Raw genomic sequence first — 19,034 nt, 5'->3', positions numbered from 1 at the left:
TACATGCAGTTATAACAAAACCATATTTTTTCTTTATTTTCAATAGGGAGTTTTCTAGAATTCTTAATGGATTTATGTTATCTTTCTTTAGGCTCTTTACTTTTATGTTGTTAAAGCTTATACTCAATTCAACTATATATTGTGTTTTTTTATCACGGTACTACTAAATGTAGTTTAAAAGGGAAGTTTGGTGTGAATCCAACGCTGTCCCCGCAACTGTAAATGCTGACTGAAGACGAATAGACCACTGTGCAATGCATGGGAAGGTATGTCTGACGAATGAAGCAAAGCCAGGAGACCTGCCGCGTTAAAACTACGTACATTTCTTCGGGGAATAGGAAATGGAGGCGCTCTTTTATTCGTTTCCATTTCAAGCTATCCTGTTTTCCGGGATAGCTTTTTTTTGTTTTTTCTGCATGTTCCCCCATGACATGTGGCACCACAATTACTAGTAATATTTAAATAGCGAGGGGTTCTATTATGAAACTTTATACGAAAACAATTTGTCCAAAATGCCTATGGGTAAAATCGGAGCTCGATGCTGCCAACTTGGAGGTCGAGGTTATTAATATTGACCATGATGAGAGCGCAAAACAAATAGTACTCGATGCAGGTTTTTTGTCTGTGCCGTTATTTGAAATCAACGGTGAATTTATCGCAGAGCCGACGTCAATTATCGATCGCATTTCTGAAATGACCGCATGATCATATTTGCTTCACGAACTGGTAATGTACGATCCATTGTGCAAAAACTCGGCTTGCCCGCAAAGGATTTGGCGGAAGTAGAGAAAATGGATGAACCGTATCTTCTATTTACGTATACGGATGGATTAGGCTCTGTTCCCCCTATCGTCGACCAGTTCATGACTGCGAACTTTGATCTATGCAAAGGAATTATCGTAAGCGGAAACCGTAATTTTGGTCATGCTTTTTTCGGCCGTGCAGGTGACCTTTTAGCAGCACAATACGGAATTCCGTTAATCGAAAAAGTGGAAATGCGAGGAACTCCGGCGAATTATGAAGCGATTACAGATTACTACTACTCCATTTGGAAAGAGGCATCGATATGAAACAATATTTAAAATTAAATAACGATATTCTAAACCGTTACCGTGCTACCGGTGAATTGGATCTGGCGAAAGACAAAGAAGCAACACGCCGCTATTTCCTGGAAGACGTGAATGTCCGTTTACGCTACTTTATCGATATCGAGGAAAAAGTGCGTTATTTAGTCGATGAAGGCTATTACGAAAAAGAGTTTTTGGAATTGTACTCGATGGACTTTATTAAACAAATGTACAAAAAAGCCTATTCCTACAAGTTCCGGTTTCCTTCATTCATGAGTGCTTCTAAGTTCTACGAAAGCTATGCGATGAAAAGCCGGGACGGAAAAGAAATTCTGGAAAAGTATGAAGACCGAATCGTCATTATCGCCCTGTATTTAGCACAAGGCGATGAAGCATTGGCTGAAAAGGCCATCGAAGCGGTCATGACTGCCTACCAGCCGGCAACCCCAACTGCCCTAAACAGCGGGAAAAAAGCGCGCGGTGAGCTAGTCTCATGTTTTAAACTAACGATGGACGATACGATGAACTCAATCGCCGAGAATATCGGCTATTGTCTTGAACTTTCCCGCTTAGGCGGCGGTGTCGGGGTAAACTTGACCGATCTGCGTCCATTGGGAGATCCGATTAAAGGAATTTTAAACCGTGCGAGCGGGGTTATGCCTGTTGCGAAACTGCTGGAAAATTCGTTCTCGTATTCGAATCAGCTTGGCCAAAGAAATGGTTCCGGAGTCGTCTATCTAAATGTTTTCCACGGTGATATTGAAGCGTTCATCTCTTCCAAGAAACCAAATGCCGACGATAAAATCCGATTAGCTACATTATCTACAGGGATTATTCTTCCCGATATTTTCTTTGAACTGATGCGCCGCGATAAAGATATCGTATTATTCAGTTCTTATGATATTTTCAAAGAATACGGCAAACGCATGTCGGAAATTTCGATTACGGAAATGTACTACGAATTTTTGGATAATCCAAACATCCGTAAACTGAAACGTTTAAACGCCCGTAAATTGTATACGGAAATTAAAAAGGCGCAATTTGAATCGGGTTACCCGTTCGAAATATTCGATGATAATGTCAATAACATCCACCCATTAAAGGAAATCGGGCGTGTGAAGATGTCGAATCTATGCACCGAAATTCTCCAATACCAGCAAACAAGTGTTGTTACCGACCAAAACGAGCCGAATGAATACGGCCTCGATGTTTCTTGCAATTTAGGATCGATCGACATTCACGAAGCAACGAAAGTTCAGGATTTCGGACAGCTTGTCGATACAGCAATGCGTCTTTTAACGAATGTTTCAACGATGACCGATATCGTCAACGTCCCTTCTGTGTCGAAAGCCAATAAAGTGATGCACTCTGTAGGATTGGGCGTTATGAACTTGCATGGACACCTTGTACAAAGCGGAATCCGTTATGGTTCCAAAGAGTCGATCGAATTTATCGATGCGTTTATGGAATCACTGAACTATCACTCGTTAAAAGCATCAATGAAAATCGCGAAGCAAAAGAACGAAACGTTTTATCGATTTGAGGAAAGTGATTATGCGAGCGGGGTTTATTTTGAAACTTATATAAACAAAGAAGATAAAGAACTTGCACCAGAAGTGATTAAAGCACTTGGGGGTACACCGATTATTACTCGGAATATGTGGGAACAGCTAAAGTCTGACGTACTGAAGCATGGTTTGTTCCACTCATACAGACTTGCGATTGCTCCAACTGGCTCTATTTCCTACATCCGCAGTTGTACGGCTTCCATCTCCCCTGTTACGGAACGTGTGGAAGTACGTGACTATGCGGATAGCCGAACAATTTATCCGATGCCGTTTTTAACGAATGATAACCAGGAACTTTACACCGAAGCCTATGAAGTAAACCCGTATGAACTGATCGACCTTTACGCAGCCGCGCAAAAGCATGTCGACCAGGGAATTTCCATGACACTATACGTAACGGATCAGTGGAACACAGAACAATTGGCAAAAGCCTATATTTATGCGTGGACGAAGGGCATTAAAACCGTTTATTACGTACGCCAACGTTTACTAACAATTGAGGAGTGTGTCGCATGTCAAATTTAACGTATAAAGCGGTCAACTGGAATACCCCTACGAGTGAACTTGCTCGTATTTTTTGGGACCAGCAATGGAAACAAATATGGTTCCCCGAAGAAATTGCAGTAAGTAAAGACGTAAAACAATGGAAGGAATTCGAACATCAGGAGACATACAAAAAAGTGTTCGGCGGCCTGACATTGCTTGATACGGTACAAACGAACATCGGCATGAATGAAATCGCCAAGTACACGCCCGATTTTCAGGAGAAAGCGGTGTTAACGGTATTCGGATCGTTTGAAGCAATCCATGCAAAGTCTTATTCGTACATTTTTACAACATTATGCACAAACACGGAAATTGACGAAGTTTTTGAATGGGTGCAAAAAAATGAGTTTCTTCAATATAAGGCTAACCGCATTGGTGAAGTATACACTGCTATAAAAGAAGATGACCCGGAAAGCTTATGGAAAGCAATGTTCGCTTCAGTTATGCTTGAAAGCTTCTTATTCTATTCCGGCTTCTTCTATCCTCTTTATTTAGGAGGACAAGGTGTACTGCGAAATAGTGCGGAAGTGATTAGCTTAATCTTGCGTTAAATCGTGGCGCAAGTAAAACTCTTTGAATTCAGGGAACATCCTAACGTTAAGTCGAGGACAATCCTGAGCCAAGATTGATAGTTAAAAGGTTGAAATATATCAATAAGGTGCAACGATCATCGAAAGCACATGGTTTTACATGGAAGCGAGTAGAGTAGGGTACAAGTCAATAATGGTATTCGAAGCGGAGAGATATAGCAAAAGCTATATATGATATGATCTGATCTTATAAGAAATTATAAGCTGCATATAGCAGAAGTAAGAATGACGAACTTACTTGAAACAAAATGGACGAATCAATCCACGGAGTAGCAGTCGGCTTTTTCGCCCAGAACATTTTCAAAACGTTCCCAGCAGAAAAACAGCAGGAGCTAACTTTGTGGGGCTATGAATATTTACTCGATTTATATCAAAATGAAATGAAGTATACCGATGATTTATACGCAGAAACGGGACTTTCCCCTGAAGTGAAAAAATATGTGCGCTATAATGCAAATAAAGCGCTCATGAATTTGGGGCACGATACAATGTTCCCTGACGAGGAAGTCAACCCGATAGTAATGAACGGGATTTCCAATACAGGATCCACTTATGATTTCTTCAGTCAAAAAGGAGCGACATATGCGGTTGCTAAAGTGGCCCCTATTACAGATGATACATTTAAGTTTTAAAATTAAAACGCTATGGTTTTGAAGTGACCCCTAAAAGTTAGACACGGTAATTTAACCTAGGCAGCTTGGGTGAACTGAGTTCGGTATTGCACCGGACTCAGTTTTAATTTTGCCTTGATTCGTTTCGTATTGTAATATTCTATGTATTTTTCTAGTTCTATTTTAAAATGCTCGATACTTTCGAATTCCTTTAAGTAAAGGAATTCAGATTTTAGTATCCCAAAGAAATTCTCCATCACTGCGTTATCATGACAATTTCCTTTGTTTCATATTGTTTGACCCATTTTAAAATGGCTTGATAATTCGTTCCCATTGACCTGGCAATTTGATAAGAACTTTCTTTACCATCTAAGTAACGTAACGCCGCTTATAATTTTTCTCCCGCAGTAAATTTTGCCATAGAAAAACTGCACCCCAATTGTTAGATGTGTCTAACAATTGGGGTGCAGTTCATTTGGTCATGGTCCATAGCGTTTTTTTCAAATTAGATTAATTCTTGCTTATTGTAAAAATGGATAATCATCTTTATAGTCATCATTTGCAATCTCCTAATTTGACTATTTACTGCTTGTTTTAAAAAGCTTCTTTAATGGTTCCGGAATCTTCGCAACCTTTTTCTTTTCTAAATGATAAAAGCAGCCGTATTGTTCCCCCATACAATGAACATGTTTCTCGGTAGTAATCTCCAGCTCCATTTCCCAGCTGGATTGTCCGATTTTCACCATACAGCACCGTCCGACCGGTTTATCAAAAATTGTTAAACTTTGTATTCTTTTTCTGTTTTCATCAAGATTGGTGAAATTTGCACTGCCATCATGTCTGCCAATGGATAATGGTTATTTAAAAAAGCCATGCGTAGATCCTCAAACCACCGCACGTACACAATATTACTGACAATGCCTTCGCATCAATATCATAGGCATTGATTTGCATTGGTTGTTCTGCCAATAAAATTCTCTTAATTTTTGTCCCCCTTATTTTCCCTTTTCATAACGAATTACTGACCAAAAACCAATATCCTCAAATCTAATTTGCTTATAAATGCGCCCTAAGCAATTTGTAATTCCATAATCTCTTTTAAAATCAGAAATCTAATTCAGACATTTTCGATATATTTATAAGTAGGATACGCTTCGCTAACTAATCTTCTCACTAGTATATTTTTATCTATACTTAATATTGTTGAAGCAAAATTAACACTCTGATATTCAATACCGTCAATAATTACCTTTCTTGCCTTTTTAGATAAGGGATTTTCTCCAACTTCAATGAACTTATAATTCGAAAAGGACTCACTCTTAACTCTTTCTGATATAGTTCTATTCGAGATACCTAGCTGACGACTCGCTTCCATTATTGAAGTGTATTCAATCCCATCAACGCAAATTCGTTTACTCTTCCTCGAATTATGTGAAAACTCCCCTTTAGGAGTTTTCTTTATCTGAACCTCTGTATAATTAGGGTATGCCTTATCTTTTAGCCTTTTAGCAATAACTTTACGATTTATACGTAGCTGTCGTTCAGCTTCCATCATTGAATGATAAAACACATCATCTATAATTATACCTTTCCTTTTTCCATTGTTCTTCCTCATTGTATTACGAGTCGATTCTGAAATTTCTTTTCCCTTCATTCTCTTTCCATTTTCAACTAATTTCTTTTTTACTTCTCGCTGATGAGCCACTTTTATCTTATCATCTATACACTCACGTTCAGAAAAGTGTTTCTCCCACCAATTATTATATAACTTCCGATTACGAATTCGACTTGCTGTGCCAGATGGCAGTGTATGGATTTCTTCAATTTCAGCATTAGTTTTTCCCTCTAACATTTCCTCTACTATCATTAAAAACTCTTCTTCTGTGACATTACCTAACAACTCAGCAACATCATTTGATTTGGTAGGGATGTAATTTTCCACTAGAGCCCATAAAGTTTTAAATCTATGTTTATGACGAATAAGTGAAACATATCTATCATGCAAATCATATAATTCTCCGATAAATTTATTGCTCTTTCCAATGACAAACAAATCTACTAATTCAAAAAATTGTTCATTAGTTAGTTTTGCCATTGGATTTTTCTCCCCTGTAATTCGTTGAGACATTTCTCTCTTTCGTTCTTCGGTAATAATTAAACCATGTCCACCTTCTCCACCTAAGGTTAGATTATAACCATTTTTATAAGAATCATATTTTTGAATAAAGCTGCGTTCTTCTACTGAGAGACCTTCCTTTGAAATATTCTCATATGTAGCGATGATATATGTCTGAATATCCCCATACTTATCGAATGCCTTTTGTAGATAACGATTATAATGCTCTCCTTTTAATAATAAATTAATATGATCTTTAATTCTTTTCTCTTTTTCAATTAAATGGTCTTTTCCAATATAATATTTCCCATTAATCACCAAAGCATATATTCCTTTTTTCATTTTCTTTCCCTCGCTTTTTTCTTTCTCTTGAAATTGGGAGATTACTTACATTGGTTTAACAACCTTTGACTTTGGAACCTAAGAAAAGTTAAGATCTAACCATTTAACGTTGTTTGTGCGAGTTCATTTGTTCACTCGAAAATCAACATCTCAAAGCTCCTTAGCCTAAGTACCATTGTTTTAAATATATAAAAGAGAGTGGCTACTGCCAAATCCGATTTCCAGCACCTTCTTCTCTTCAACAGATCCGATTAAATGCAACTCTTCCTCTGTTTGAGCTAAAGGCCCGTAGCTCGGAAATGCGTCTCCCACTGCAAAATGCTTCGCTACGATATCCCAACTTTTTTATTATTATCGATAATTGAATTCAAACAAAGTCAACCCTTTTCGGGTATTTTGTTTTCAAACAATTTTCCAAATTAACTTTTTTGTTTGCACAATACGGGCATCCATTACCTCGTTTTCTTCCATTTATGGCACATTCGTATTCATGCCCTTTGTTACAAATCCACCATACTTTCTTTGAACTGCCCGGGGTTATATCTAATGGTGTTATTAAATTTTTTTTTATAATTCCACTCTTTCGCTATATTAGGATAAAGAGTTTGTAAACAATTTTCTCTATTTGCTTTTTTATCAGAACAATATGGACACCCCTTCGATACACTTTTATTTTTAATGGATTTTTCGTAAGAGTGATTTTCTGGACAAATCCACCATACCTTTAAATTACTGCCTTTAGAAACTTCAGTAGGAGAGATAATGGTTGCATTTTTAGAAAAATCCCATTCAACAAGGAGTGCTGGAAATAACTTAGCAATAGATTTCTCCTCAGTAACTGTTCTCAAAAATCATTCACCAACCTTTATTCATGTTATTATATCAAGAGATTCTCACCTAAATTGTAAATTAATATGATTGAAAATTCTATTAATTAATATGCTGGCCCCTATTACTGATGATACGTTTAAATTCTAAAAGAAACGCTATACCAAATTCTGGTATATCGTTTCTTCCTATTTAATATGTTCATTTTAGCCATTCTTTAAATATCGGGTCATGTGTTGAAACTATCGGCTGGTAATTCGCCCCTTCGTGTAAATATTGAAAGGCCGCATTTACTGCTTGCATTGCGTCATGTGTTGCCCCGTGGATGAGTTTCAGTTTACCTTGCTCATAGCGGGCATCCCCTGCTACAAAATACCCGCGACAATTCGTTAAACCATTATCTCTTTGCGCTATACGTCCGTTGAATTCAATGGTACGTTTTTTTGAACCAATATGGCAAAAGACAGCCTCATATGCCCAATCATTAAAATCCGAGAATTTATAAATTAGAATGTTATTATTGGCAAGCCCGTCCATTAAAATAGGCTGTAAATTCAGCTCTTTGTCGGTATATAATGTAACCGCATTTCCATACCCCATTAACTGAATTGCCCAATCTGCTGCCATCGGTGTATGTCCGATCACTGCAATTGGACCGTCATATTGTTGGAAAGCTGGCGGGTCATACTGTATTTTTCCCGAGGTGTGCGCATGTTCGATCCTTTTTACCTCATTAAATCCATTGCCAGTTGCCGCTATGATAGTTTTAGCTAGTATGGTTTGCTTTGTTGTCGTTACATAAAACAACTCGTCAATATTTTCAATTTCCTCAACAATTTCTCCAAGTAACATATTAGCTTTACTTACTTTTAACTGTTCGATCAGCGCTTGTTTATAATCACGCGCTAAAACACCAAATTGACCAGGAATATCGTATATTTCATAGTTTAAAAATAGATTAAGTCGCCCACCTAGTTCATGATTACCTTCAATTAATACAGTGTTCATCTTTCTAGATGCACTATAAAATGCACTGAATATCCCGGCAGGACCACCACCGATTACACAAACATCGTAAATCATTGCTCTCCCCCATTATTACTGTACAAAAATATCTTTATGTAATTGTTCGCTATTCCCTTCTATCGAAAAACAAGCAGCACCATTCAACATATAATCCCACAACTGGTTGTATGGCTGTTTATGAATCCCTGCAAACAAACAGGCTATGGCAACACCATGAGATACGACAGCGATTCTCTCATACGGTAACTGCAACAAATATCCATAAAATCCGAGCATCCGTTTTGTTACGTCATTAAAGGATTCCTGAGTCGTATTCACAAATAAATCTGGGGTATTCAAATAGCAAAGATACTGGTCATCCTGTTGAAGGTCCTTTATGTAGCTGCCTTGCCAATGCCCTAAGTGTATTTCACGCAAATTTTTGCTCTTATGAACAGTGCGGTTTGGAAACATGAGGTGTGCTGTTTGCAGCGCCCGATTCAAGTCACTGGAAAATACGATCTGCGGGTTCCATTTCACGGACATTGCCTGCTCTATTCCTTCTGTCGTCAGATCCGAATTAAGCCATCCTTGCAGCCGCCCTTCTCTATTCCAGACTGTTTCACCATGACGGTAGTAGTTAATGATTTTTGACATAATTCGTTATCTCATCCTTGCATTTAGTCCAGATTCCTTCACTTTTGACAGCGATTCGAAACCATACGCCGTCCAAGCCGACATAGTTTTTTGTATGGCGCAATACGATTCCTCGTTTTAATAAATACTCAAAAAATTTATCCGAATTATACTGTTCCGGTAATTGAAACAATAAGAAATTCGCTGCACTGTTAGATACTTTACAACCAATTAATTTTAAGTCCTTCACCATCTGACTTCGTAATTTACTGCTCTTTTCACGAGATTCCTTCACAAAATCCTTGTCATGTAAACAGAGACAGCCGATTTCATTTGCAATCGCGCTCACATTCCAATGCGGCAAGTAATGACGGAGTTTTCCTGCCTGTTGACCGATGACATAACCGAGACGAACCCCTGCCAGTGCATACATTTTTGTCATGGATCGTACGACAAATAAATTGGAATAGCTGTTTACCAATGAAACAATGCTCTCCGATTCATCGGTCCAGTCCATAAACGCTTCATCGACTACAAAATTGCAGTGGGGATACTTTTTAATCAACTGTTCAATCCAATGTTTTTTCAATAATACGCCTGTAGGATTATTCGGATTGCAAATATAGCAGGCATGGACATCTTTCAGCTGTTTCTCCAATATTTCCTCATTAAATCGATATGTTTCAATATCGTCAGCTAAAATAGAATGAATGACACAATTCTGCTGTTTTAGTGTTCTCGCATACTCCGAAAATGTTGGCTGTAACAAAGCAATTTCCTGTCCATTGAAAAGCTGTGCCAAAGCCATTAAGCCCTCTGCCGCACCATTTGTGACGACAACTTGATTGGCTGCTACTTGGTGAACAGCTGCCGCTTGCGATCGAAATGGTTCTGCTTGTTCATCCGGGTAGCCAGCAATTTTTTCTAACAGGTTTGGCCACTGTTGCTTTACATGCTTCGGTACCCCCAGATGATTGACATTTTCGCTCACATCGATGAATTGATCCGGCATTTTTAAATTCATCGCTTTATATAATGCTGCCGCATTAGCCCCATGTGCAGGCAATTGCATACAATATTCCCCCTGTTATCACAACACACCATGTACAAACATACATGTGCCGGATCGCTTTTTTAATATGTATTCTTTGCATCGTTTCGTACGGTTCACCCATATAAGCACGGAAGGATTCCACCCCGCCATAACGATTAAACCCACCTAAACGAATTCCTAACTGGACAGCAGTAGCGGCCTCCAAATATCCACTATTCGGGCTTGGATGTTTTTTAGCATCCTTTAGCCAGTTTTTATAGCGGTGTTTGAAAGGTTTTGCCGTCTCACATTTTGTAAATATAATAAGGAACCACCCGGAAATTCTGCTGGGCAGATAGTTCGCAACATCATCCAATTTAGCTGCAGCAAACCCAAAATCAGCATACCGTTCATTTTTATACCCGATCATCGAATCCAGCGTATTAATCGCTTTATAGCACCATGCACCGGTTGCACCAAAACATAACGCATACATAAGCGGAGCCGTCACACCGTCACTCGTATTTTCTGAAACCGTTTCAACGACACCCCGTACTATTTCAGGTTCATCCAGATGATTCGTTTCACGGCCTACAATCCAGCTTAAATATTTTCTTGCTTCGGGTAAATCATTCGCTTTCAAGGAATCGTAAACGAGCATCGCCGCTTCTTTTAATGATTTCTGGGCAAGAGCTAAACTAATCAAAAAGATTTCGACTACAAGCCAAAGAAGAAGATGTATTTTTATTGCAAGAAAGACAATAAAGAAAACCGAGCCCGTTGTGATACTTATCGTGAGAAAAACTGTTAGTAATCCATTGATCCGTCTTCTACTGCCACTGCCATGATTCCATTTCTTTTCGAAAAAAGAAATCATGTTTCCGATATATATAACAGGATGTGTCCATTTTTTCGGATCCCCAACAATACAATCGATGAGCACTGCGATTACACAAATAATAAAATACATCGTGCCCCTCGCTCCTTTATTTTCGTTTGATATGAAATGAAAATTCCAGAGCATATTCGATGCTCTGGATAAACTTTAACATTAATGATGGTGGTGATGTTCATATCCATGTTCTTCTGCATATTTTCGGAAATTCTCTAAATCGATCATCCCTGTTGATGTACCGTCTAAAGCCTGGTCCATGCGCTCGAGCAATACTTTCTTTAAATTCGGATGGTAGCCGAAATAATTTGCAAGTAAAAAATCTACATCTTCATATTGCTCTGTAAACTGCTGGACCATTTTAGCCATTCGTTCCATCAACACCCCTGTAAACAAGAAGTATGGAAGCATCACAATTTTTTTTGCTCCAAGTCTTATACAGCGTTCAACCCCTTGTTCTACTGATGGAGTCGTTACGCCCATAAATGCACTTTCTACTATAGGAACGTCTAGTTTTTCCCATAATAAACGGGTAATTTTATAGAAATCGCCATTTGCATATGGATCACTGCCGCCGCGAGCAATAAGTAAAATAGCTGTGTCGTCATGTTTTTCATCAGGATTGAAGCCTACTTCTGTTAATCGCGACTTAAGAATTTCGAAAATTTCTTCATGAATCCCAATTGTTTGACCATATGTAAAGCGAACATCCGGAAAATGCTCTCTTGCATGTTCGATTTCGGCCGGGATGTGCATTTTTGAGTGTCCTGCGTGTAATAAGATGATGGGAATTACATGGACTTCATCCGCGCCTCTTTCAACACATAGCTGAATCCCATCTTCTATATTCGGCGAAGCAAATTCCAGAAAACAAGTTTCAACTAGTAGTGCTGGATCAATATACGTTTTCGTCTGCTCGACAAACTGACGTACTTCCTCATTTCCAGCCTCTAATCTACTACCATGCCCAACAAATAATACTGCTTTTTTCAATGGTCCTCTTCCTTTTTTATATTTATCGATCCCTTTAATTCGATTTTCACGTCGGATTCTTTCCCCATGTTCCACCGAATAAATAATGGATGATTCTTCAGCAGTATCCTGAACTATTGCACGAGATGTTTCCTCGTCTTGAACGGAATACCATGTCCCTTTTGGATAATCGATGACAACACATTTATCTTTACATCGACCATTACAACGGGTACGTGATGTATGAATCATTTCATCTAAACGATTTTTACGAATTTCATCCCGGATTTGCTTTGTTACTTCTTCGGCACCTGCACCCATACAGGTAGCCCCGTTACAAATTAACAGATGACGCTGCATTTGGTTTAAATTCCAAGTTGTCATAGAGTCCTCCTTCTTGTAGTTGATCAAAGTAAGTTTTATTTTTGTGCACGAACGTCGAAAACTTATCGATTGATGATGCATCGTACTTTTCTAATATATTTTTCACAAGATTGATCACTTGATTTTCCGGTACTTTTTTTAATAATAGATGCCCGGAACTGGCACGTCTCCCCATTGGAATCGCGCCTCCGTAAATATCAACTTTGCCATTATGAAAAATGAGTGCCAAGTCATCCTGAACCGCGTTATAGCATGCTTGGGTGCATGCATTAAAGCCGATGCGTACCCTATTTTTTAATGGCATTTGTTCAACCTGTTCTAGTAAGTCCTTTGCAAATGGTAAACCGTCTAACAAATCCCCATCACAAAAGTCGCAACATTTAAATAAAGCACTTGGTGTTTGGGATGCCACATACAAATTCACTTCCGTTAATTTTTTCATTGCCTGCTCAATATGTGAACGATGGACAGTAACAATAAAACTATGGCCGGCAGAATATTTTACAGCGCCAGATTTTTCAAGATTCGCTAACACAATCAGCTGATCACTTGTCAAATGTTTGTTTATTAACCCTGGTCGTACAATTAATGCTACATAGTCATCCGTTGCTTTTAATTTTGCAAACGTCTTGTTCGGCATCGGCAGCTGCAACGCCTTTTCAAAATTTTTCTTAGCATATTCTTGCATGTATACACCGCTCCCATTCATCAATTACGCACTTGTGTCGACTGGTGGAATCCCTTTGATTTTGAAAGATTAGAATGAATCAGGGTAAAGACCTTTTACAATAATTTCAAGCGCTTCTGCCACACGAACACCTTCTGATGCAGCCGATAATGGTAAAACAACAAAACGCTCATTTTGTACTGCCAGTGTTTGGCTCAGTGCCGGATCATTTTTCAGGAAATTAATTTTCTCTTCTGCTGTAGTAGAACCGTAATCAATTACAATAATAGCTTCCGGATTACGTTCTACAGCATCTTCTTTTGAAACTGTAGCCCAGTTTTTCTCGATATCACCAAAAATATTATTTGCTCCCGCCATTTTCACGAGAGTGTTCATAAAGTTTTGAGTGGCTGTAAATACATCTTTATCACCACTATCAAATACTAGAACATCAATTGGTTTGTCCACAGTAGGAACTTTTTCTTTAATTTTTTCAATATTAGCGTTCATTTCTTCTATTAATGTTTCTCCGCGCTCTTCAACACGAAAGATTTTTGCGATATTACGGATATCCGTGTAAATATCCTCTAACTCCGGAGCCACTTTTACTGAGGAAGACTGCAGGTAACTGCCGATTCCCAATTGTTCCATTTCTTCGCGTGACATTAAGTTTTTCTCATTAAAGGCACTTGCCCAGCCACCGTAAATGAAATCGGCTTCTGTTGAAATAACCTGTTCTTTCGAAGGATATTGTTCAGCCAGTACCGGAACCTGGTCATACGCTTCTTGTAACGGAGGATAAATCTGGTCGTCCAAGTAAGCTGTACCTACCATCGAATCTTCCAAGCCGAGTGCTAGCATTACTTCTGTTACATGCTGATTTATGGAAATCGCTTTTTTGGGAGCTTCTTCATATGTAATGGACATGCCTTCATTTTCAATTGTTACTGCCTGAACTGTTTCATCCGAATCTGCTGTCGCCTGTTTTATACTTTGTTCCTCATCCGAACATGCCCCTAAAATTAATGCTGATGCTAGGGCAAACGGAGCCCATAGATTTTTACGAATCTTCATTGTTAATCTCCTATAGTATCTATTCGTGTATTCGTATAAAAAAATAAATGCATTTTCCCTGTGAACGGATTTTTAGAAATCCCTGCATCTATATGAAATACTTCTTTTAACATCGGGGTCGTCAATACATTTTCCGGTGAACCATGAATATGTAATGTTCCATTGTTCATAACAATTAACTCATCACAATAAGCTGCAGCTAAATTTAAATCATGTAACGCCGCAATGATCGTAATCGGTAAATCTTTGACTAAATCCATTAAATGGAGCTGGTGTTCAATATCCAAATGATTTGTCGGTTCATCCAATATGAGAATACTTGCTTGCTGTGCCAATGCACGTGCGAGCATTACTCGTTTTTTTTCGCCACCTGATAAATTACTTAATGTTCGATTGGCTAAATGAGCAATATTTGCTAATTTCATGCTTCTGTCCACGATTGACATATCTTCTGCGTTATCAGAACTGAGCCAGCCTTTATAAGGGGTGCGTCCCATCATTACCAAATCTTTTACTGTAAAATCAAATAATATAGCGGACTCTTGACTAACGACCGCCATTTGTCTTGCCAGTTTTTTCGGGGAAATATCCCAGACTTCCTGTTCATGCAAAGTTACTTTTCCCGATGATTGTTTCAGGTGACGGTACAAAATCTTAAGCATTGTTGATTTACCACTGCCGTTTGGACCAATAATCCCTATAAATTTTCCTTCGATGATTTCCAAAGAAATGCTTTTCAAAATCTCCTTATCATCCACCGAATATTCAACTTGTTGTAGCTGGATCATCTCATTCTCCTTCCCCAAATGCATAGCGCTCCCGACGAAGCATCCAAATAAAGAACGGACTGCCAAATAATGCGGTAATAATTCCGATTGGCATCTCTTCTGGTGCAATTGCAATACGTGCACCCATATCAGCCCAAATAATAATAATGGCTCCAAGCAGCGCACTTAGCGGTAAAACTACTTTATAATTGGACCCGACAATCATCCGTACAATATGTGGGACAATGAGACCGACAAATCCGATACTCCCGCTTACAGCAACTACGACGCCGGTTAGTAAAGATACAATGATAATAATGAACAGCCTGAATCGTTCAATATGAATCCCTAAAGTCGATGCTGTTTCTTCACCTAGTAACAGTGCGTTCAGTTGACGATAGCTTAGTAGTAATAATGGAAATACGATACAAAAAGTAACTAAAGGTATTCCGAGATTTGACCACTTTGCCCCACCTAAACTGCCAAGCATCCAAAACATGACTGCCTGAACACCGCCCTGTTCTTTCGAAATCATCAACATAAAGTTGGTCATCGCACCTAACACCATGGAAACCGCAATCCCCGACAGCAATAATCGAATCATCGAAGTTTTCCCGTTCACACGGGCAAGCATAAATACAATCATTACGGCAAATATTGCACCAAAAAAAGCGGCAAGCGATAAAGCAAACACTCCGAAAAAGCTAAATGCACCGAATAAAATTACTGAAGTTGCCCCGACAGATGCTCCCGACGAAACACCGAGTATGTAAGGATCTGCAATAGAATTCTTTACTAGAGCTTGTATTGCGGCACCCGATATTGCCAATGATGCTCCGACTAGAAGTGCCAATAGTACACGTGGCACCCGGATTTCCCAAATAATTATTTGCTGCGCCTTAGAAGCGTTTGTTTCACTTAAAATTCCTGTTTTAAAAAGTAAAACCTCAATAATTAACTGGGGTGTGATCCCTACAGAACCTACCATGATTGCACCAATAATCGATATGACGAGCACAATGATTAAAATAGGCATCCATAGCCAAAGTTTTTTTTTATTCATAAAAGTTTACCGGCTCCCAACTAATGATCGCTGCATAAAATTTATGACGGTAAACAATCTTGCCTTTCTCCACTTTAACGAATCGGGCAAGTGCCTCTTTAACATGCTCTAAATCAAACGGATTCGATAATATTTTTTTACTTTGTGCTTCATAGAGCGCTTCATAACTGTCATAGTAATAAACACGTTCCAATGGCAGCATTTCGCAATCTGCATAAATTCCTAATTGGTACAGCATATTTAAAATTTCAATATAGTCTCTTCTGGGATATTTAATCTGATAGTGATATTCTTTCGCTAAAACATCATAATGTGGTTGAATTGGACCTGTTGTTAAACCGATGATTGCTCTTTTCTTTGCGCAATTATTCATTTTCAGCAGTGCATCATTCATCTCATATATTCGGTAATAGCAATTGACCCCGATTACTATATCATGCTGTTCAACATCTGCTTCTTCCCACTTCGCATGGACAAAATTTACCGCATCGTCTTCCATGAAATACTGCTGCAAGTAGTTTAAAACACTTTTTGAGCCATCAACCAATGTCAGTTTTCCGACATCTTCTCTTAAAGGAAATGTATAATTCCCCCAACCTGGTCCCATTTCCAGACAGCTTGCACCCTGTGGTATGTATTGACGAATTTTTTCATAAATCGGAATGGCATATGCATCCGTTTGTTTATAGGATTTTTTTTGCATCGATTGGGCCCAAAATGCTTCCTCCAATGCATCATTTTTCATCCGTTCCGGCATATTTCCATGCCAGTCCAGCATCCCTTCCTTCCAGAGTTGCTCAAAATCAATTGCAAGTGGCCCATGTAAAACAGCCATCAACTTCACCTCTTTTCAAACTTGGCTTCTGAAATAAACGAATAAATCTTCTCCATATCCAAATGCCCACGTACATGGCGGTCCAGCAATTCATAGGCTTGTTCGCGACGTTCAAAATCGGATAACACTTCTCCTGTAATTGGCTCCATTCCTTTTTGCACACGGATTGTATTAAAATAATCGCGTGTAAATAGGCGATTTTGGAAAATCCCATGAACATATGTACCAAATACTTGGTCAGTATAGACACCGTCTGTCCGGCCGTCATAAAATTGGATGAAAGGCTTCAACGGTTTTGTCGCAACACTGCGGCCTAAATGAATTTCATAGCCTTCAATCTCATGACCTGTGCAGCTTCTTCCCGAAACTTGAACCGTTTGCTTACTATTGATAAATGTTGTTTCGATCGGCAGCAGACCTAATGTCAAATACGTTCCGCCAGTGCTTTCAACCGCCTGTTCGTCACGGATAATCTCACCAAGCATCTGATAACCTCCACAAATACCGATAATGCGGACATTTTGATTCGCTAACTGTAAAATACCTTGCATCAGCCCAGTTTGCTGAAGCCATAAAAAATCTTCCACCGTGTTTTTAGTACCTGGTAAAATTACGACATCCGGATTTTTTAAATCACTAAGCGTTGAGACAAAGCGCACGCCTACACCCGGTTCTTCAAACAATGGATCCAAATCAGTAAAATTAGATATACGCGGTAAACGGATAACGGCGACATCAACCGCAAATTCATGCTGCTGTGGCTTCTTTAAGCGCAGGCTGGATAGGGCCATCGAATCTTCTGCCTCAATTTGAACATCGAAATACGGAATGACACCCAGTACAGGAATACCTGTATATTCCTCCAGCCAATCGATTCCACTTGTCAGCAGTTCTTTCATGCCGCGAAACTTATTAATAATAATTCCTTTTACACGTGCTTTTTCCGCATCATCCAATAACATTAACGTTCCGACGAGTGAAGCAAAAACACCACCGCGTTCAATGTCCGCCACTAAAATCACTGACGCGTCGGTCTCATGTGCCATTCGCATATTGGCAATATCACGGCTTTTCAAGTTAATTTCCGCAGGACTTCCCGCACCTTCCAAAATAAGAACATCGTAGTTATCCGATAAACGGTCAAGTGATGTACGAACTTCAGGCATGACATCTTCTACAAATTGTTCACGATAACTGACCGCATCCATGTTTGCAAAATGTTTACCGTGCAAAATTACTTCTGATACCATATCCCCTTTAGGCTTTAGTAAAATCGGGTTCATATCTGTCGTAGCATCAATTTTTGCCGCTTCTGCCTGGACCCCTTGAGCACGCCCAATTTCTCCGCCATCTTTTGTAATATACGAATTCAGCGCCATATTTTGTGATTTAAACGGAGCAACCCGGTAACCGTCATTAACTAAGATGCGACATAATGCTGTACATAGTACACTTTTTCCCACATCGGATGCTGTGCCTTGAATCATGATTGCCTGCACTAAAACTCCAGCCCCTTCATAGCTGTGACATCCTGCTCGCTGTAATAATGTTTCGTTGCATCAACGGTTGAAACCAGATCAGCCATCGCAATAAGATCCGGATGTGCCGAACGTCCTGTAATGACTAAATGCATTGTGGCAGGTCGACTCCGAATTGCTTCAAGTACCTCCTCTAAAAGCAAAACATCATCGATTGGGAATTTTGAAATTGCCAATGCATTATTTAATTCATCCAAAACTAGTAAATCCGTCGTTTCATCCTGCAATTCCTTTTTTACAATTTGCCAAGCCTTTCTTAACGCTTCCCTATGTTCTTCCGGTGTTTTTGTCCACGTAAAGCCAATGCCGAGCTGAACGGTTTCAACGCCTAATTTCCGAAGTGCAATTTGTTCACCATATGTACGTTCCGGTGATTTAATAAACTGAAAATACTTCACCGTCATCCCACGGCCAATTGCACGTAAGGTTACACCTAATGAAGCGGTTGTTTTGCCTTTTCCTTCACCCGTATATACGAGCAGCATTCCTTTTCTCGCCAT

20 protein-coding genes, 3 pseudogenes and 1 riboswitch are annotated in these 19,034 nt (G+C 39.1%); of the genes and pseudogenes, 5 read left to right on the top strand and 18 right to left on the bottom strand.

Annotation, left to right across the window (positions count from 1 at the left end; genetic code table 11):
• The first annotated feature begins 138 nt into the window (after positions 1-138).
• Positions 139-321: riboswitch (cobalamin riboswitch) on the top strand.
• A gap of 159 nt (positions 322-480) precedes the next feature.
• The 5 genes and pseudogenes from MHH44_RS08470 to MHH44_RS08450 all read left to right on the top strand — a co-directional run bounded on the left by MHH44_RS08470 (position 481) and on the right by MHH44_RS08450 (position 4,403).
• On the top strand, positions 481-705 hold the full coding sequence (locus MHH44_RS08470) for a glutaredoxin family protein (RefSeq protein ID WP_008406611.1): 225 nt from the start codon (positions 481-483) through the stop codon (positions 703-705).
• Positions 706-743: 38 nt separating this feature from the next.
• Positions 744-1,070, top strand: a complete 327-nt coding sequence (locus MHH44_RS08465; protein ID WP_231918721.1) for a ribonucleotide reductase stimulatory protein — start codon at positions 744-746, stop codon at positions 1,068-1,070.
• Positions 1,067-3,160: a class 1b ribonucleoside-diphosphate reductase subunit alpha gene (gene nrdE / locus MHH44_RS08460; protein ID WP_340798287.1), complete on the top strand. Its 2,094-nt coding sequence runs from the start codon at positions 1,067-1,069 to the stop codon at positions 3,158-3,160. Before MHH44_RS08465 ends, nrdE begins: the two co-directional genes overlap by 4 nt.
• Positions 3,148-3,729: pseudogene (locus MHH44_RS08455) on the top strand (ribonucleotide-diphosphate reductase subunit beta); the annotation flags it as partial. The gene nrdE and the pseudogene MHH44_RS08455, both read left to right, overlap by 13 nt.
• 290 nt (positions 3,730-4,019) lie before the next feature.
• Complete coding sequence (locus tag MHH44_RS08450; RefSeq protein ID WP_340798286.1) at positions 4,020-4,403, top strand: ribonucleotide-diphosphate reductase subunit beta; 384 nt, start codon at positions 4,020-4,022, stop codon at positions 4,401-4,403.
• A 56-nt stretch (positions 4,404-4,459) separates the two neighbouring features.
• On the opposite strand, the pseudogene MHH44_RS08445 reads toward MHH44_RS08450, so the two are convergent.
• The 18 genes and pseudogenes from MHH44_RS08445 to MHH44_RS08360 all read right to left on the bottom strand — a co-directional run.
• Positions 4,460-4,666 (bottom strand): annotated as a pseudogene (locus MHH44_RS08445) (IS3 family transposase); the annotation flags it as partial.
• Positions 4,667-4,960: 294 nt separating this feature from the next.
• A pseudogene (locus MHH44_RS08440) lies at positions 4,961-5,336 on the bottom strand (acyl-CoA thioesterase).
• Between the two features lie 163 nt (positions 5,337-5,499).
• Positions 5,500-6,840, bottom strand: coding sequence for a hypothetical protein (locus MHH44_RS08435; protein WP_340798285.1), 1,341 nt, complete (start codon positions 6,838-6,840; stop codon positions 5,500-5,502).
• 180 nt (positions 6,841-7,020) lie between these two features.
• Entirely contained in the window at positions 7,021-7,152 is a 132-nt protein-coding gene (locus MHH44_RS08430) for a hypothetical protein (RefSeq protein WP_340798284.1), read from the bottom strand.
• A gap of 55 nt (positions 7,153-7,207) precedes the next feature.
• A complete protein-coding gene (locus MHH44_RS08425) occupies positions 7,208-7,348 on the bottom strand; it encodes a zinc-ribbon domain-containing protein (protein WP_340799497.1) in 141 nt (46 codons plus the stop codon).
• Positions 7,341-7,688: a zinc-ribbon domain-containing protein gene (locus MHH44_RS08420; protein WP_340798283.1), complete on the bottom strand. Its 348-nt coding sequence runs from the start codon at positions 7,686-7,688 to the stop codon at positions 7,341-7,343. The genes MHH44_RS08425 and MHH44_RS08420 overlap by 8 nt, the downstream gene beginning before the upstream one ends.
• Positions 7,689-7,869: 181 nt before the next feature.
• Positions 7,870-8,751, bottom strand: coding sequence for an NAD(P)/FAD-dependent oxidoreductase (locus MHH44_RS08415; RefSeq protein WP_340798282.1), 882 nt, complete (start codon positions 8,749-8,751; stop codon positions 7,870-7,872).
• Between the two features lie 15 nt (positions 8,752-8,766).
• The gene (locus MHH44_RS08410) at positions 8,767-9,330 is read right to left on the bottom strand and encodes a histidine phosphatase family protein (protein WP_340798281.1); all 564 of its coding nucleotides are present in this window, start codon (positions 9,328-9,330) and stop codon (positions 8,767-8,769) included.
• On the bottom strand, positions 9,314-10,381 hold the full coding sequence (locus MHH44_RS08405) for a pyridoxal phosphate-dependent aminotransferase (protein WP_340798280.1): 1,068 nt from the start codon (positions 10,379-10,381) through the stop codon (positions 9,314-9,316). Before MHH44_RS08405 ends, MHH44_RS08410 begins: the two co-directional genes overlap by 17 nt.
• Positions 10,356-11,312 (bottom strand): adenosylcobinamide-phosphate synthase CbiB, encoded by a 957-nt coding sequence (gene cbiB / locus MHH44_RS08400; protein WP_340798279.1) that lies wholly within the window; start codon positions 11,310-11,312, stop codon positions 10,356-10,358. Before cbiB ends, MHH44_RS08405 begins: the two co-directional genes overlap by 26 nt.
• An 81-nt stretch (positions 11,313-11,393) precedes the next feature.
• Entirely contained in the window at positions 11,394-12,590 is a 1,197-nt protein-coding gene (locus MHH44_RS08395; RefSeq protein ID WP_339264314.1) for a CbiX/SirB N-terminal domain-containing protein, read from the bottom strand.
• Complete coding sequence (locus MHH44_RS08390) at positions 12,541-13,278, bottom strand: sulfite reductase (RefSeq protein ID WP_339264313.1); 738 nt, start codon at positions 13,276-13,278, stop codon at positions 12,541-12,543. The genes MHH44_RS08395 and MHH44_RS08390 overlap by 50 nt, the downstream gene beginning before the upstream one ends.
• Before the next feature lie 69 nt (positions 13,279-13,347).
• A complete protein-coding gene (locus MHH44_RS08385) occupies positions 13,348-14,331 on the bottom strand; it encodes an ABC transporter substrate-binding protein (RefSeq protein WP_339264312.1) in 984 nt (327 codons plus the stop codon).
• A gap of 2 nt (positions 14,332-14,333) precedes the next feature.
• Entirely contained in the window at positions 14,334-15,119 is a 786-nt protein-coding gene (locus MHH44_RS08380) for an ABC transporter ATP-binding protein (RefSeq protein WP_339264311.1), read from the bottom strand.
• 1 nt (position 15,120) lies between these two features.
• A complete protein-coding gene (locus tag MHH44_RS08375) occupies positions 15,121-16,161 on the bottom strand; it encodes a FecCD family ABC transporter permease (RefSeq protein ID WP_340734967.1) in 1,041 nt (346 codons plus the stop codon).
• Positions 16,154-16,996 (bottom strand): class I SAM-dependent methyltransferase, encoded by an 843-nt coding sequence (locus MHH44_RS08370; protein ID WP_340798278.1) that lies wholly within the window; start codon positions 16,994-16,996, stop codon positions 16,154-16,156. Before MHH44_RS08370 ends, MHH44_RS08375 begins: the two co-directional genes overlap by 8 nt.
• 5 nt (positions 16,997-17,001) lie before the next feature.
• The gene (locus MHH44_RS08365; protein ID WP_340798277.1) at positions 17,002-18,495 is read right to left on the bottom strand and encodes a cobyric acid synthase; all 1,494 of its coding nucleotides are present in this window, start codon (positions 18,493-18,495) and stop codon (positions 17,002-17,004) included.
• Positions 18,495-19,034 carry a cob(I)yrinic acid a,c-diamide adenosyltransferase gene (locus MHH44_RS08360; protein ID WP_340798276.1) on the bottom strand — a complete coding sequence of 180 codons (540 nt, stop codon included), beginning with the start codon at positions 19,032-19,034 and terminating at the stop codon, positions 18,495-18,497. Before MHH44_RS08360 ends, MHH44_RS08365 begins: the two co-directional genes overlap by 1 nt.

This window comes from Solibacillus sp. FSL K6-1126 (genome assembly GCF_038003445.1).
Taxonomy (GTDB): domain Bacteria; phylum Bacillota; class Bacilli; order Bacillales_A; family Planococcaceae; genus Solibacillus; species Solibacillus silvestris.
The sequence above is the reverse complement of the archived record's forward strand: the minus strand, read 5'-3'. Positions and strand labels throughout refer to the sequence as shown.

Excerpts from the sequence above, each read along its gene's own strand:
- MHH44_RS08470 (WP_008406611.1), top strand. The coding sequence starts at position 481 with ATGAAACTTTATACGAAAACAATTTGTCCAAAATGCCTATGGGTAAAA.
- nrdE (WP_340798287.1), top strand. The coding sequence starts at position 1,067 with ATGAAACAATATTTAAAATTAAATAACGATATTCTAAACCGTTACCGT.
- MHH44_RS08450 (WP_340798286.1), top strand. The coding sequence starts at position 4,020 with ATGGACGAATCAATCCACGGAGTAGCAGTCGGCTTTTTCGCCCAGAAC.
- MHH44_RS08435 (WP_340798285.1), bottom strand. The coding sequence starts at position 6,840 with ATGAAAAAAGGAATATATGCTTTGGTGATTAATGGGAAATATTATATT.
- MHH44_RS08415 (WP_340798282.1), bottom strand. The coding sequence starts at position 8,751 with ATGATTTACGATGTTTGTGTAATCGGTGGTGGTCCTGCCGGGATATTC.
- MHH44_RS08410 (WP_340798281.1), bottom strand. The coding sequence starts at position 9,330 with ATGTCAAAAATCATTAACTACTACCGTCATGGTGAAACAGTCTGGAAT.
- MHH44_RS08405 (WP_340798280.1), bottom strand. The coding sequence starts at position 10,381 with ATGCAATTGCCTGCACATGGGGCTAATGCGGCAGCATTATATAAAGCG.
- cbiB (WP_340798279.1), bottom strand. The coding sequence starts at position 11,312 with ATGTATTTTATTATTTGTGTAATCGCAGTGCTCATCGATTGTATTGTT.
- MHH44_RS08395 (WP_339264314.1), bottom strand. The coding sequence starts at position 12,590 with ATGACAACTTGGAATTTAAACCAAATGCAGCGTCATCTGTTAATTTGT.
- MHH44_RS08390 (WP_339264313.1), bottom strand. The coding sequence starts at position 13,278 with ATGCAAGAATATGCTAAGAAAAATTTTGAAAAGGCGTTGCAGCTGCCG.
- MHH44_RS08385 (WP_339264312.1), bottom strand. The coding sequence starts at position 14,331 with ATGAAGATTCGTAAAAATCTATGGGCTCCGTTTGCCCTAGCATCAGCA.
- MHH44_RS08380 (WP_339264311.1), bottom strand. The coding sequence starts at position 15,119 with ATGATCCAGCTACAACAAGTTGAATATTCGGTGGATGATAAGGAGATT.
- MHH44_RS08375 (WP_340734967.1), bottom strand. The coding sequence starts at position 16,161 with ATGAATAAAAAAAAACTTTGGCTATGGATGCCTATTTTAATCATTGTG.
- MHH44_RS08370 (WP_340798278.1), bottom strand. The coding sequence starts at position 16,996 with ATGGCTGTTTTACATGGGCCACTTGCAATTGATTTTGAGCAACTCTGG.
- MHH44_RS08360 (WP_340798276.1), bottom strand. The coding sequence starts at position 19,034 with ATGGCGAGAAAAGGAATGCTGCTCGTATATACGGGTGAAGGAAAAGGC.